This window comes from Paenibacillus sp. FSL R5-0912 (assembly GCF_000758605.1).
In the GTDB taxonomy this organism is placed as follows: domain Bacteria; phylum Bacillota; class Bacilli; order Paenibacillales; family Paenibacillaceae; genus Paenibacillus_AQ.
Genome location: NZ_CP009282.1, coordinates 5,696,020 through 5,710,826, shown reverse-complemented (window position 1 = coordinate 5,710,826; position 14,807 = coordinate 5,696,020). Strand labels below are relative to the sequence as shown.

The window sequence follows — 14,807 nt, the reverse complement described above, 5'->3', positions numbered from 1 at the left end:
CCAGGCTGCCGGCCGTGACATAAGCATCAGACTACAGAAACAAGAAGGAGTGGAAGGGAATGCAGGCGAGATTGCTGCTTCAGGACGGAACGCTGTTTACAGGCACCGCATTTGGCGCGGAAGGCGAAAAGACGGGCGAGGTTGTATTTAACACAGGAATTACGGGATATCAGGAGGTGCTGTCGGACCCTTCGTACTGCGGCCAGATCGTCACCATGACGTATCCGCTGATCGGAAATTACGGCATTACCCGTGATGATTTCGAATCTGTGCGCCCTTTTGTGCACGGCTTTGTGGTGCGTCGTCACGAGACTGTGCCCAGCAACTGGCGTGCTGAATACAGTGTAGACGATCTGCTGAAGGAATACGGCATTCCCGGAATCAGCGAGATTGACACCCGGATGCTGACCCGCATTATCCGCCACCACGGCACGATGAAGGCGATCCTCACCACTTCGAATAAACGTGTGGAAGAACTGATGGAAATGATGGGCGATACTACAATTGAAGAATTGCGCAATCAGGTAGCACGTACCTCCACAACCAAGACATATAGCAGTCCCGGTAATAAGGAACGTATCGTGCTGGTAGATTACGGCGCGAAGACAGGCATTCTGCGCGAGCTGAACAGCCGCGGCTGTGATGTGGTTGTCGTGCCTCACGATGTGACTGCAGATGAGATCCGCCGCCTGAATCCCGACGGAATCCAGCTGTCGAACGGCCCTGGGGACCCTAAGGATGTGCCATATGCAGTTAAGACCATATCCGAACTGCTCGGCGAATATCCGATCTTCGGCATCTGCCTGGGTCATCAGCTGTTCGCGCTGGCATGCGGCGCTGACACCGAGAAGCTCAAATTCGGACATCGCGGCGGTAACCATCCGGTCAAAGAGCTGGAGAGCGGACGCTGCTTCATCACCTCGCAGAACCATGGCTATACGGTTAATGAAGAATCCGTAGTGAACACGGATCTGGAAGTTACGCATATTAACAACAATGATAAGACCGTCGAAGGACTGAAGCATACCCGTTACCCCGCTTTTTCGGTGCAGTACCATCCGGAAGCGGCGCCGGGACCGCATGACAGCAGCTACTTGTTCGACCGTTTCCTGCAGATGATCGCAGACCACAAGGCGAAACTGCCGGCAGGCTCGCGCCAGGCGCAGCTTGCGGCCAATGCCAGAATCACGGCACCGAAACCTGCAGCACAGCTTGAAGCCGTGAAAGGAGCACTATAACATGCCTAAGAACGATAAACTCAAAAAAATTCTGGTTATCGGCTCCGGTCCGATTGTCATCGGCCAAGCCGCCGAGTTTGACTATGCGGGCACACAAGCCTGCCAGGCGCTCAAAGAAGAAGGCGTAGAGGTTGTGCTGATTAACAGCAACCCGGCTACGATCATGACCGATACCAATATGGCTGACAAAGTATATATTGAACCGATCACACTGGAATTCGTAACGGCGATTATCCGTCAGGAGCGTCCGGACGGACTGCTGCCGACACTGGGCGGACAGACTGGCCTCAACATGGCAGTGGAGCTGGCCCGTGCAGGCGTACTGAAATCCGAGAATGTGAAGCTTCTGGGTACACAGCTGGAATCCATCGAGAAAGCAGAAGACCGCGACTTGTTCCGCGAGCTGATGCGTGAGCTGGATCAGCCTGTTCCTGAGAGTGCCATCATCACAAGTGTGGAAGAAGCGATGGGCTTCGCCGCCGGCATCGGCTATCCGCTGATCGTCCGTCCGGCCTACACGCTAGGCGGAACAGGCGGCGGGATCTGTGACAATGAGGAAGAGCTGCGCGAAACCGTCAAAGCAGGTATCCGTTACAGCCCGATCGGCCAATGTCTGGTGGAGAAGAGCATCGCCGGCATGAAGGAAGTCGAATATGAAGTGATGCGTGATAAGAACGACAACTGTATTGTAGTCTGCAACATGGAGAACTTTGATCCGGTTGGCGTACATACAGGCGACAGTATCGTAGTGGCGCCAAGCCAGACGTTGTCTGACCGTGAGTACCAGATGCTGCGCAGCGCTTCACTGAAGATTATCCGCGCGCTGAATATCGAAGGCGGCTGTAACGTGCAGTTCGCACTGGACCCGCAGAGCTATCAATACTATGTCATTGAAGTGAATCCGCGCGTAAGCCGCTCGTCGGCGCTGGCGTCGAAGGCGACCGGGTATCCGATTGCCAAGATGGCTGCCAAAATCGCCCTCGGCTACACGCTCGATGAAATCGTCAATCCGGTTACCGGACAGACCTATGCCTGCTTCGAGCCGACACTGGATTATATCGTCAGCAAAATCCCGCGCTGGCCGTTCGATAAGTTCATCTCTGCGAACCGTAAGCTGGGTACCCAGATGAAGGCAACCGGAGAAGTGATGGCCATCGGGCGTACCTTCGAAGAGTCGATTCACAAGGCGATCCGGTCGCTGGAGATCGGTGTGCACCGTTTCCGTCTGCCTGGCGCAGAGCTGCTTGAAGACAGTGTACTGCGTAATAGACTCGCCAAAGCGGATGATGAGCGCCTGTTCCTGATCGCAGAAGCGTTCCGCCGCGGCTACGGGCTGCAGGATATTCAGGATATGACGAATATTGACTGGTGGTTCCTGTCCAAGATCGAAGGCCTCGTGAGCTTCGAGGACGAGATCCGCGCGGAAGAAACCTTGTCCGCAGAAATTCTCTATCAGGCCAAGCGCAAGGGCTTCACCGACCGGGCGATTGCCGAGATCCGTGCCGAAGGGCGTCCGGGCGGGGCATTCACCAAGGAATCCGAAGTACGCGTGCTGCGTCTGCAGCAGGGTCTGGTTCCGGTATTCAAAATGGTCGATACCTGCGCCGCCGAATTCGAAGCTTCAACGCCATACTACTACTCGACCTATGAGACCGAGAATGAAGTGATTCATTCCGATAAACAGAAGGTTATCGTGCTCGGCTCCGGTCCTATCCGTATCGGCCAGGGTATCGAGTTCGACTACTCTACCGTGCATGCAGTATGGGCGATCCAGAAAGCCGGCTATGAAGCCGTCATTATCAATAATAATCCAGAGACGGTGTCGACGGATTTCAATACATCAGACCGCCTGTACTTTGAACCGCTATTCTTCGAGGATGTGATGAACGTGATCGCCCAGGAGAATCCGATCGGGGTTATCGTACAGTTCGGTGGACAGACAGCCATCAACCTGGCTGCGCCACTCGCCGCAGCTGGTGTGAACATTCTGGGCACCAGCCTGGAGAGTATCGATGAAGCGGAGAACCGCAAGAAATTCGAAGCGCTTCTGGCCCGTCTGGATATCGCACAGCCAAAAGGCAAAACGGTTATCAACATTGACGAAGCCGTTGAAACAGCCCAGGCGCTGGGCTATCCGGTGCTGGTTCGTCCATCTTATGTCCTCGGCGGCCGTGCGATGGAGATTGTCTACAACGATACAGAGCTGCTGAGCTACATGGTTGAAGCGGTGAAGGTTAATCCGGAGCATCCGGTGCTGATCGACCGTTACATGCTGGGCAAAGAGGTTGAAGTCGACGCGATCTGCGATGGCGAGACCGTAGTGATTCCGGGAATTATGGAGCATGTAGAACGCGCAGGGGTTCACTCCGGTGACTCCATCGCCGTCTATCCGCCGCAATACCTGGATGAAGGCCTGAAGCAGAAGATCTCTGAGATCACGATCAAGATCGCTAAGGAACTGAAGACGATCGGACTGGTTAACATCCAGTTTGTCATCTATCAGAACGAAGTGTATGTGATCGAGGTTAACCCGCGCTCTTCGCGTACGGTTCCTTTCCTGAGCAAGGTGACAGGCATTCCAATGGCTAATCTGGCAACCAAAATCATCCTCGGCGGCAAGCTGAAGGAAGACGGGTATACAGAAGGGCTGTGGCCGGAAAGCGACTACGTTTCTGTAAAAGTACCTGTGTTCTCTTTTGCCAAGCTGCGCAGAGTGGAACCGACTCTTGGACCGGAAATGAAATCGACCGGCGAAGTTATGGGCCGCGACAAGCTGTATGCCAAAGCGCTGTACAAAGGGCTGATCGGCGCAGGAATGAAGATTCCAGCTACCGGAGCAATCATCGTTACCGTTGCAGACAAAGACAAGGCTGAAGCGGTTGAGCTGATGAAGGGCTTCCATGCCATGGGCTACAAAATCATCGCTACCGGCGGTACAGCAGCGGCACTTGAGCAGGCCGGGCTGAACGTGATGAACGTTAACAAGCTGGATGAAGGTGAGCCGACCATTCTGGATCTGATCCGCGGCGGTCAGGCGAACTTCGTCTTCAATACACTGACCAAAGGCAAGACGCCTGAGCGTGACGGGTTCCGTATCCGCCGGGAAGCAGTAGAGAACGGCGTTGTATGTATGACTTCGCTGGATACCGTAACCGCACTGCTGAGAATGCTGCAGACGATTAACTTCTCTTCACAGTCGATGCCTGCTTTTGTCGGACAATAACATATAGGGTGAGGGCAGCCGCTACAGGCTGCTATAGGAACGGTTTGCGTTAGCGCAAGCCGTTCACCTATGCCCGGGACCTTGCAGAGCTTGTTATCACTTGAACAAAGAAAGAAGGCTGGCAAATGGATGGGACCGCAGCACAGCAGCAACATGAACATGAGAACATCGGACAAGTAGAAAAGCGTAATGAAATGGCCGGACGGCTGATGGTTGCCCTGGACTATCCGGACGCAGCACAGGCTAGGGTTCTAATGGAACAGCTCACAGGTATCCCCTGCTATATGAAGGTCGGCATGCAGCTGTTCTATGCTGCCGGGCCGGACTTCATCCGGGAGCTGAAGGAACGCGGCTATTCGGTCTTCCTGGACGTCAAAATGCATGATATCCCGAACACCGTACGGGGGGGGGCTGAGAGCCTAACCATGCTGGGCGTTGATATGTTCAACGTGCATGCCGCCGGAGGAGCTGCCATGATGTCTGCTGCGCTGGAAGGTGCCGCCAAGGCCGTCAGCCTGCATCCGTCGCTGCATATTCCGCTCATTATTGCGGTGACCCAGCTGACCAGCACCAGCCAGGAGGTTATGAACAGCGAAATCGGCATCAACGGTACGGTGACGGACACCGTAGTACGTTACGCCATGCTTGCGGCAGAAGCCGGGCTGCATGGCGTGGTGGCATCGCCGCAGGAATCAGCGGTGATCGCAGCAGCCTGCGGACCGGATTTCCGCACAGTGACCCCGGGTATCCGGCCTGCCGGTGCCTCGCTGGACGATCAGTCCCGGGTTATGACGCCGGGACAAGCTATACGGCAGGGCAGCCACTACCTGGTAGTGGGCCGGCCGATTACAGCGGCGGCAGATCCGCGCGCCGCAGCACTTACCATTATTGAGGAGATGAGCGAAGTATGAGCCCATTAGAGAATAAAAGTGAACAAGTTGCACGTTATCTGCTGGAGATTGGAGCGGTAGCCCTGCGTCCGCAGGAGCCGTTCACCTGGACGTCCGGCATCAAATCGCCGATCTATTGCGATAACCGCCTGACCCTGTCTTTCCCGGTTGTCCGGAGCTACATTGCCAACGCCTTCGCAGAGCTGATCAGAGGCAGCTATCCGGATGCTGAAGTGATTGCCGGAACTGCAACCGCCGGAATTCCGCACGCGGCCTGGGTCGCCGATAAGCTCGGTCTGCCGATGGCTTATATCCGTGATAAGGCCAAAGGCCACGGCAAGCAGAACCAGATCGAAGGACTGATCGCTCCCGGCCAGAAGGTGATCGTGATCGAGGATCTGATCTCCACCGGCGGCAGCTCGATCAAGGCCGCGCAGGCTGTGCAGGAAGCGGGCGGCGTACCGCTGGCCGTACTGGCCATCTTCAGCTACGAGCTGGACCGCGCCGTAGATGCCTTCGCCGCTGCGGATATCCCGCTGCAAAGCCTGTCCAACTACAGCACACTCATTGATGTGGCGCTAGCTCAAGGCACGATCGCCGATTCGGATGTAGCGCTGCTGCAATCGTGGCGCAAAGATCCTGCAGCGTTCGGCGTATAAGCGGGATTCGTGGGCTGTCAGCAGGTTCAGGACGGCTGAATACTGTTATTCCTCACACTTGATTTGTTACTTGCCCATTGGAGTTTTCTTATTGAGCGGTGTGGACACAAATATTGTACGTTTTACAACTTTGACTCATGGATAGCCAGGTGTTCAGGAGGATTGTTGTATGAAATACAAGAATATTCCCGTTAAGCTGCTTGGTGAAGAGGAAATGCTGCATTTTCTACAACAATCTTCGATTTGGGCCGATAGGATGAGGGAAATGTTGTATTTTGGGCAGGATTTTGTGTAATGATAACGGATCTCTACCATAGAAGGCGGATGAATCGGGAAATTCATGCGACAACAGCCGCCGCCCGGAAGCAGGCCAGAAATACAGCAAGAAGCCCCGTGCCTTCACAGGTACAGCAGGGCTTCTTTTTTGCGTTAGACAAAAGCAGTCTGTGCCAAGGTGAACAAACTGTCTTTTTAGTTTAAACGGGATGTCACTTCCGATATTCGAATTAGGCTATATAATGCTAAATAAAGGAATGCTCTGCCGGTTGTCCAGGTGTATGATATTTCATTAGGGGGCTATAAATATGGCTAAATCAACGATTCATCTTCTGCTCAGGCGCGGGCTTCCGCTGGCACTCTGTACGGCGGTACTGCTGCCTGTTATTTCGGCTGAAGCGGCGGCAGCCCCTGTCAGCTCTGCCACTTCGGCCAAACCCTTGACGGCATCCGTGGTGACGCAGCCATCGGACGGACAGCGGGTCCTGCGGATCGGCAGTCTGTGGAGTAGCAGCGATGATACCTATCTGCGCCAAAATCTGACTGACCTCTATGAGTTCACGCATCCGGACGTGAAGCTGGAGTTTGTTCCGGCGGTGGATCAGGAGCAGTTCCGCTTCACCAACACGTACATGGTGGAAGGACCGGAAGCATTGGGGCATATGCGTGACATCATGCTTGGCAGTAATCCGGTAGATGTGGTCATAGGAGACAGCAGCCTGATCAGGAGTCTGGCAGCCCAGAACATGCTTGAGCCTCTGCAGCCGCTGATTGACCGTGACGGCTATGATATCAGCAATATGGCACCGACGATGCTGTATGGTGTACGTCAGCTTGGCCGGGGCCACCTGTTTGCGCTGGCACCTACTTTCAACGCAAGTGTAGTTTTCTATAATAAAGGGATATTCGATGCTGCCGGAGTGAATTATCCAACGGACGGGATGACCTGGGATGAATTCTTCAAGCTTGCAGGTATGGTGACGAAGACCTCCAAGCAGATGGATGAGCGGATATATGGCTTCTCAAGGAGCCGTTATGCCGGCGATCCGTTCGCGGATATGCAGGCGTATCTCTCTCCTCTGCAAGCTGCTATGTACGATAACCAAGGCAGGGCAATGACAGTGAACAATGCGCTGTGGAGTAAAGGCTGGACTACCTTCAGCAATCTGATTCAGAAGAAGATTATCCCCGGCCCGGATGATATTGAAGCCGCAGCCGCAGCTGTTGCCGAACCTGCAGAGACCGGATTTAACCCGTTTCTGGGTGACTGGTTTCTGACGGGCAAAGCGGCAATGGTCATCGGAGAATATGGTTATATCAACGAGCTGGCTTCCGCGGACCGCAATGCGCTCCTGATTAAGAACATTAATTTCAGACATGTGGATTGGGGAATCGCCGCCGTACCTACGTTTGCCGAGAAGCCGGGCGTGGCCGTCGGTGCTGGACTGGATCAGCTGCTGGCCATCAGCAGTACCGCGCAGAATGAAGAGGATGCCTGGGAGTTGATCAAGTTTGTGAACAGCAACGAAGTAGCCAGAATCAAGGCGGCCAATCCTTATCAGCTTACCTCCCGTATGGATTTCAACCGTTCACAGAAGGCTGGAGTAAGCCTTGAACCTTTTTACAATTTGAAGCCTGTGCCGCTGACGGACGCTAATGTGGAGAGTCTGGCTTACAAGATGCCTAATATTTATCAGATTAATCTGGCCGGACAAATGCTGTTCAGCGAAGTCATTCAAGGCAAACGGACGGTAGCGAATGCCCTCAAGGCCTGGGAGCAGCAGGGCAACCATATGCTTAACGCGATGCGCAAGGATCCCACAGTCTTGTTCAATCTGGACAACGGCTGGCTGGAGCGAAGTGTGAAGGGCAAGTAGGATAGCATCAGATTTAAACAAGTGAGAACCACTTTGGAGAATCGTTTGCCAATGGTTTGTAGTAACCCAATTATGGTATATCCGATCCGGTATGATTAAGTGTACTTTGTACAACTAAATCGTCTGATTTATAACCAATTAATTGTTTAGTTGTATTTCGTGCAATTAAACTTCCTGTTTCAGACGGTTTTCCCTGATTCGGACAGAATTAGTTGTACAGACTACAGTTATAAGAGGCAAGCATCCCTTTTCGCTGTTTTTAATTGTACATTATACAACTATCCTCTGAATTGTTGGGTGGAAAATAATCACAGAATTGCGTTGCAGAATTTGCCAACCGTTCCGCAGGACTTTTTTCCTGTTATTAATGAAAAAATGGGCATGATAATGATCAGAGTAGCATACATGAATACGAAAAAGGAGAAGGGCATCATGAATTGGATATACTTCGCAAAATTGTTCAGGACAAGATTTCAAGCGGGTTGTCTGGCCAAAAGACTCGAGCAGGACGGCTGGATCTACGGCTATCATGATCCGCGTTTTGTGGAAATTTACCGTTCGCGTAAGGGCCGCTACGGTGTGCGTTTTCTGCCATAAATAAATTAACCAAATTCATCCTTGACTTTATCCATGCTTATATTGTATATTATCTATTGTCGCTGTTTGAATATGATTACTGACGCGGGGTGGAGCAGCCCGGTAGCTCGTCGGGCTCATAACCCGAAGGCCGCAGGTTCAAATCCTGCCCCCGCAACCAATTTTATTTCATCAGACAGCACTTGTAAAATACGGATATCCTAGTCCGGGCCCTTAGCTCAGTTGGTTAGAGCGGTCGGCTCATAACCGATTGGTCACAGGTTCGAGTCCTGTAGGGCCCACTTCAACGAAACCCTTACCCTGTAAGGGTTTTTTGCTTTTTATGGGCTCGCGAGCAAAATAAGATCAAGTTTATCTGAAGGGGCACTAGAGTGCGAAAACTTAACTGGTTAGGAGGTGAATTGTTTTTTTCATACAGATATCGGCCTGGTCGCTGTAGATCGAGAAACGGGGAAATTCGATTCCAAGGATTATAAACAGATTTTTCTATAAACTGTGTGTGATTCATGGTTGACGCAAACTGCGCAGTGAGGGAGAGGAATCGTTAGCCCAAAATTTTTATCGATGGTTGCTCAGAACTAGAAATTAGAGTCATACACTGTCGCTGTATTGTTGAACTAAAGTTTCTGTTAGTTGAAAGAACAGTTCATCAACAAATTATCACTTCACTCTTTCGGAAATATTTTTACTTATTTCTTCAGGATTTTCAACACCAATGATCAACTTTGATATTTTGAACTTACCAACTTTAAAGCTATTCAAATCTAAATGAAGAGTTTCGAGCTCATTTTCAAAAAAGTGCAGTTGATAACCACCATTTGATCTAAATAACCCATTTCTCATTCCTCCTAATAAAGCACCATATAGTTTAAAAGCATTTGGTATCGGTCTACCTGTTGTTATTCCTATGATTGAAGAGTATGGAATTTGCAACCCTTTATCTAATTTTAAAAAGGGTGAGTTTCCAAGGTCGATATTTACGTAGGTTTCCATTAGTTGAATTTTACGTTCCATATTTTGATTCCCCCATTTTGAAAAAATCCATTTATTTCATAACCCATAATTACAAATAATACCACAAACACCGCTTTTCTTCATAAAAATCTAAACTGCCCATTAGCTTAATAAATCTTTTTCATCGAGAGTCTTAACGATTGTTGCACAGTACGAAGAGATAACACAGCGGAGGATGGCGAACATACCGGCAGAGTAATTAGTAGGGTTTGTTATAGCTCCTACTAATTACTCTGCTTTTTAAGACCAACTAATCCACCAATAACAATAATAACTGAAACTATAAAAATCCAATAAGCAATGCCCATTAAAATTAACTCCCTTACCAGTTTTACGCTAATAAGGGCATGTACAATTGATCATCAATTCAAAATAAAGAGAGATAAATAGTGGCTTTAGTATATAACCAGGCCTAATTCTTTTTCTTTATTCTGATACTTAATCCACTGATTGAACCAAACGCCCAGAAGTATCAAGTGTGGTTGAGTACCTTGCTCCACGAGTTGGAAATGCAACAGTTCTGTTTTTCAATAACTGTTGACAAGATCCTCAATCCGCTATTCAGCCAATTCCGGTCAATCAAATTGTTTTTGGCTTCCCCGGTGGTGGGGCGGATTTGAAGGAAATACTCTTTACGGTGGTGTTTACAAGACGGTTCAGTTTGGAACATTTGAATCCGAGCCTACCCAAAGAGATTTAGAGGTTCGCAAGCTTTTTGTTGAGGCAGGCTTCAAGATAAGGGTTCAAAAGGATCCGCATAGTTGGCTCTGGAATCACTTCGCATTAAACGTTGCAATGGAAATCGAAGTATTAAAAAGTGGCAGTTTTAAAAAAGTCATTTCTTCACCCGAAGCCCTCGCTGGAATAGGTCGTAATATGAAAGAATTGATCCCTATTTTGAAAGCAAAAGGATCAAAACTTGATATTTTGACAAGGGTGGTGAGCACCCTACCGCCGAGTGTTGTTGGATTTCTTATGAGTAACATTGTTTATTCACCTAAAAGCATGCCCTATGCACTTGTGGAGCATAACCACTTTAAGGTTGGTTATGCCGTACAGGAAGTTATATCAGAGGCCAGAAAGCACGGCATAAAGGCACCACGGCTTTACGCTGTAGATAGCCTAATTACGGAATGATGACTTAGATTTGTTTATTCGATTTAATAAGGGAGAGAACCATTACAGTGTCTACATTATTGTACAAAGTGGGCAAATCAGCCTATAACAAACCATGGCCGTTTATTATCAGTTAGATCGCAATTCTTGGAGTTGTAGTAGCCTTGCTCATTACGAACGGAATGCATGTAAATTCCACGATGAAAATTGAGGGTTTTTCATTTCCCTTAGCGGTGAAAATCCGGAGACCAAGGCGAACGCTTCCGCTTTTCCGCGGGTCGTTCCGTCCTCTCCGCTGTTTAAGCGGGGTACGAATACACCAACTTCAACAAAAATACAAAAAAAGGAATCGCCTTTTTAATAAAATGGAAGTACCACCAACCATCCCAAAAGGAGCGATTTCCTTGTACATTCAATAGTCCATGGACCCACTTTGCTTGCCAATGGACTTGGAAGAAGACGTTCCAGAAAACCACCTCGATCGCGCTCGTTAACGCAGCCGTTAATTGGCTTGACGATACCATCTTTGACGCTGCCTACCCCGGCGGTGGCCGTGACAGCTACCACCCTAAAATGCTCACCAAGTTATCATTTATGCCTACACTCAGCGTATCTATTCCTCCGAGCGGATGAAAGATGTTCTCGAAACCGTATTCACTGCGGTTATTCAGTTCCTGGCCGATGAAAAGTACATCTCTCTTGAGCATTTTTTTGTGAACGGTACCAAGATAGAGGCCAACGCGAATCGTTATACCTTCGTGTGCGGCAAAGCGGTTAGTAAGCATAAGGCCAAATTCCAAGAAAAGGTACATGCTTTGTTTGAGGGCATTGAGGCCGCAGAGAAACAAGAAGAACATGAACACCGTGGCCAGGATCTGAGTGAACTTGGCGAGTCCACCGAGATGAGCAGCGAGAAACTCCATATTGTTAGAGTATTTGCTGAATAGTATGGATAAGTTATCTTAATGCAATCTTAATGCAATGGGTGAAGTCATAACACGATCATGATATGGCCCATGATATACTTCAAATAAATCTCGAAAAAATGAAAGTGGAAAGCGGGCTTACAATGGCGGTCATGGGAAAATTGAAAATTTTTATTGGCTACGCTCCCGGCGTCGGCAAGACATATACTATGCTGAGTGCGGCTCATGAAGATCAAAAAGAGGGGATGGATGTTATTGTTGGATATATTGATTACCATGCCCGTAAGGATACCCTGAATCTATTGAAGGGATTGGAAGTTTTGCCTTCCATGGATAGTACAAGCAATAATTCAACCATCACAGAATTTGATTTGGATCGTGCCCTTCAGAGAAACCCTGAACTTGTTTTATTGGACAATCTGGCACATGTAAATGAGGCGGGAGGCCGTCACAAAAAAAGGTATCAGGATGTGGAGGAGCTTCTTCGCGCTGGAATCCATGTATATACCACCATTAACGTCCAGCAGATTGAAAGCCTGGCAGACATTGTGTACTCCATTACAGGTATTCCGGTTGAGGAGCGAATACCGGATAGTGTGTTTGACAGTGCAGATCAGGTGGAACTGGTTGATATAGAACCTGATGATTTAATTGAGCGCTTGAATAAGGCAAGCATGTATCGTCAGGACGATCCTAGGATTGCCGGCTTATTTACCAAAGAGAAGCTCACCGCCCTGCGTGAAATAGCTTTGCGTAATACAGCAAGCCAGTTAACCCGAATCGCGATGCAGATCAGTGAGCAGACGAAAACAAGCGAGCTTGATATTAAAGATCATATTTTGGTCTGTTTGTCTTCTGCTGCTTCGAATAAAAAAGTGATCCGGGCAGCAGCAAGAATGGCTGAGGCATTTCACGGTCATTTTACAGCGCTGTTTGTTGAAACACCGGAAACCCAAAAATTGACTCAAAAGAATAAAACAGAACTGAGAGAAAACATTAGACTTGCCGAACAAATGGGGGCACACATCGCCACTGTATACGGTGAGGATATTCCAGGGCAAATTGCGGAGTATGCCAAAACAAGTTATGTGTCAAAAATTGTCTTAGGTCGTTCTCCGAATAAAAAGAGGGGATTTGCAAAATCCAATGTTGTGGATAAATTAACCGCCTTCCTCCCCAATATTGAGATTTTTATTATTCCGTATACCGATTCCACTTTTTATAAAAAACGTCCTTTATACAACCAATATCCGAAGCTCTCCCTGGTCGACACCGCCAAAGTTCTTACCATACTGACTGTCTGTACGATCATTGGTATCTGGTTCAAAAATTTGGGGTTTCGGGAAGCGAATATTATTACGGTGTACATTCTTGGTGTTTTATTAAGCGCTTTAGTCACTAAGGACAGAGTATACAGTGTTATTTCCTCTGTCATGAGTGTTCTTGTATTTAATTACTTTTTTACAGAGCCCTATTACTCTCTGCTTGCGTATGATTCCGGATACCCTATTACATTTCTAGTCATGCTGTCCGCCTCCTTAATCATGAGTACTTTGACCATTCGTGTTAGAGAACAGGCACGCCAATCCGCGCAAAAAGCCTATCGTACTGAGGTGCTTTTGGAAACAAGCCGGAAATTGCAGCAGACGAAGGATTCACAGGAGATTATTGATGCTATGGCGCAACAGATGGTGAAGCTCCTGGACAGAACGATTATCTTCTATCCGGTTCAGCGGGAGGGGCTGTCCGCACCTCAGGTATTTCCAAAGAGAGGAGCTGCATTCGATTCGGCGGCTTATACAGGAAGCAATGAACGTGCAGTTGCAGAATGGGTATTTAAGAACAACAAACGTGCGGGAGCTACCACGGATACTTTTTTTGGTGCCAGTTGTCTATATCATGCCGTGCGTGGAGGAGATACTGTTTTTGCAGTAGCAGCCATCGTCATGGAAGAGGAGGAGCCACTGGAGGTCTTTGAAAAAAGCCTGATGATTGCCATGCTTGGAGAGTGCGCGTTCGCGCTGGAGAAAGAAAGACTGAATGAGATACAAAAAGAGATCTCGCTGCAAATCCAGCAGGAGCATCTCCGGGCCAATCTGCTTCGTTCAATCTCCCATGATCTCCGCACTCCACTTACCAGCATCTCGGGCAATGCAGGAATTCTTGTTGCAAACGCAGGGGTGCTGGACGAAGAACAGAAAAAAGGGTTGTACTCCGATATTTATGACGATTCCATTTGGTTGATCAATCTGGTGGAAAACTTGCTGTCCATTAGCCGGATGGAGAATGATAAGCTGAACATGAATTTCCAGGCGGAATTAATGGAAGAGGTCATTTCGGAGGCTCTGCTTCATGTGAACCGGAACAGTGAGAAGCATATCATTCGAACCCTATTGGATGATGAACTGATGATGGCCCGGATGGACTCCCGGCTTATTGTCCAGGTGCTGATAAATCTTGTGGATAACGCAATCAAGTACACCCAGGAGGGATCCCAGATCTCTATACATGTAAGGAGGAGCCAGCTGTGGGTTGTGGTGGAGGTTTCTGACGATGGTCCCGGTATTTCAGATGAAGATAAATCAAGGTTATTTGAGATGTTCTACACCGCAAATAATATACGCGGAGATGGCCGCCGCGGACTCGGTCTGGGTCTTTCCCTGTGCAAATCGATTGTAAATGCCCATGGGGGTAATATTAGTGTCAAGGATAATGTTCCGAATGGTACAGTTTTTTCCTTCACCCTGAAAGCTGAGGAGGTAGATGTTCATGAATAAGCCTTTTATTGAGAAGGTGGATATCATAAAAAAAGCTATGCTCTTTTTGGGAGCATAGCTTTTTTTATTCAACGTGAAATATCCTTCTTAAGGTGATCTTAATACATTCATTTAAACCCTAATCCTAAACTAATGCTGGAAATGTTACGCTGAAACAGGAATGAAAACGAAGCATTTTGCGAATAAACAGTCGCTGAAAGAGAGGAAAGAAGGT

Annotated in this window: 10 protein-coding genes, 2 tRNA genes and 1 pseudogene; 12 read left to right on the top strand and 1 reads right to left on the bottom strand. The window is 48.8% G+C overall.

Annotation, left to right across the window (positions count from 1 at the left end; translation table 11 throughout):
• The first annotated feature begins 59 nt into the window (after positions 1-59).
• The 9 genes from carA to R50912_RS24160 all read left to right on the top strand — a co-directional run bounded on the left by carA (position 60) and on the right by R50912_RS24160 (position 9,041).
• The gene (carA, locus tag R50912_RS24195; RefSeq protein WP_042139367.1) at positions 60-1,238 is read left to right on the top strand and encodes a glutamine-hydrolyzing carbamoyl-phosphate synthase small subunit; all 1,179 of its coding nucleotides are present in this window, start codon (positions 60-62) and stop codon (positions 1,236-1,238) included.
• A 1-nt stretch (position 1,239) separates the two neighbouring features.
• Entirely contained in the window at positions 1,240-4,461 is a 3,222-nt protein-coding gene (carB, locus tag R50912_RS24190; protein ID WP_042238473.1) for a carbamoyl-phosphate synthase large subunit, read from the top strand.
• 194 nt (positions 4,462-4,655) lie between these two features.
• Complete coding sequence (pyrF, locus tag R50912_RS24185; RefSeq protein WP_042243167.1) at positions 4,656-5,372, top strand: orotidine-5'-phosphate decarboxylase; 717 nt, start codon at positions 4,656-4,658, stop codon at positions 5,370-5,372.
• Entirely contained in the window at positions 5,369-6,010 is a 642-nt protein-coding gene (pyrE, locus tag R50912_RS24180) for an orotate phosphoribosyltransferase (RefSeq protein ID WP_042238472.1), read from the top strand. The genes pyrF and pyrE overlap by 4 nt, the downstream gene beginning before the upstream one ends.
• 169 nt (positions 6,011-6,179) lie before the next feature.
• Positions 6,180-6,305 (top strand): hypothetical protein, encoded by a 126-nt coding sequence (locus R50912_RS36265; RefSeq protein WP_269322075.1) that lies wholly within the window; start codon positions 6,180-6,182, stop codon positions 6,303-6,305.
• A 289-nt stretch (positions 6,306-6,594) separates the two neighbouring features.
• Complete coding sequence (locus R50912_RS24175) at positions 6,595-8,163, top strand: extracellular solute-binding protein (RefSeq protein WP_052416660.1); 1,569 nt, start codon at positions 6,595-6,597, stop codon at positions 8,161-8,163.
• A gap of 432 nt (positions 8,164-8,595) precedes the next feature.
• Positions 8,596-8,760, top strand: coding sequence for a hypothetical protein (locus R50912_RS24170; RefSeq protein ID WP_019909365.1), 165 nt, complete (start codon positions 8,596-8,598; stop codon positions 8,758-8,760).
• An 83-nt stretch (positions 8,761-8,843) separates the two neighbouring features.
• Positions 8,844-8,920 (top strand) — tRNA-Met (locus tag R50912_RS24165).
• Positions 8,921-8,967: 47 nt separating this feature from the next.
• A tRNA-Ile gene (locus R50912_RS24160) sits at positions 8,968-9,041 on the top strand.
• A 379-nt stretch (positions 9,042-9,420) separates the two neighbouring features.
• On the opposite strand, the gene R50912_RS24155 is transcribed toward R50912_RS24160, so the two are convergent.
• Complete coding sequence (locus tag R50912_RS24155) at positions 9,421-9,774, bottom strand: hypothetical protein (protein ID WP_042238470.1); 354 nt, start codon at positions 9,772-9,774, stop codon at positions 9,421-9,423.
• A gap of 537 nt (positions 9,775-10,311) precedes the next feature.
• On the opposite strand from R50912_RS24155, the gene R50912_RS24150 reads away from it, so the two are divergent.
• From R50912_RS24150 to R50912_RS24140, 3 genes and pseudogenes are all read left to right on the top strand, one after another.
• A complete protein-coding gene (locus tag R50912_RS24150) occupies positions 10,312-10,911 on the top strand; it encodes a ketopantoate reductase family protein (protein ID WP_197072974.1) in 600 nt (199 codons plus the stop codon).
• Positions 10,912-11,312: 401 nt separating this feature from the next.
• Positions 11,313-11,810: pseudogene (locus tag R50912_RS36505) on the top strand (transposase); the annotation flags it as partial.
• A gap of 149 nt (positions 11,811-11,959) precedes the next feature.
• A complete protein-coding gene (locus R50912_RS24140; RefSeq protein WP_231637707.1) occupies positions 11,960-14,593 on the top strand; it encodes a sensor histidine kinase in 2,634 nt (877 codons plus the stop codon).
• Positions 14,594-14,807: the final 214 nt, after the last annotated feature.

Excerpts from the sequence above, each read along its gene's own strand:
- R50912_RS36265 (WP_269322075.1), top strand. The coding sequence starts at position 6,180 with ATGAAATACAAGAATATTCCCGTTAAGCTGCTTGGTGAAGAGGAAATG.
- carB (WP_042238473.1), top strand. The coding sequence starts at position 1,240 with ATGCCTAAGAACGATAAACTCAAAAAAATTCTGGTTATCGGCTCCGGT.
- pyrF (WP_042243167.1), top strand. The coding sequence starts at position 4,656 with ATGGCCGGACGGCTGATGGTTGCCCTGGACTATCCGGACGCAGCACAG.
- R50912_RS24155 (WP_042238470.1), bottom strand. The coding sequence starts at position 9,774 with ATGGAACGTAAAATTCAACTAATGGAAACCTACGTAAATATCGACCTT.
- R50912_RS24175 (WP_052416660.1), top strand. The coding sequence starts at position 6,595 with ATGGCTAAATCAACGATTCATCTTCTGCTCAGGCGCGGGCTTCCGCTG.
- R50912_RS24140 (WP_231637707.1), top strand. The coding sequence starts at position 11,960 with ATGGCGGTCATGGGAAAATTGAAAATTTTTATTGGCTACGCTCCCGGC.
- carA (WP_042139367.1), top strand. The coding sequence starts at position 60 with ATGCAGGCGAGATTGCTGCTTCAGGACGGAACGCTGTTTACAGGCACC.
- pyrE (WP_042238472.1), top strand. The coding sequence starts at position 5,369 with ATGAGCCCATTAGAGAATAAAAGTGAACAAGTTGCACGTTATCTGCTG.
- R50912_RS24170 (WP_019909365.1), top strand. The coding sequence starts at position 8,596 with ATGAATTGGATATACTTCGCAAAATTGTTCAGGACAAGATTTCAAGCG.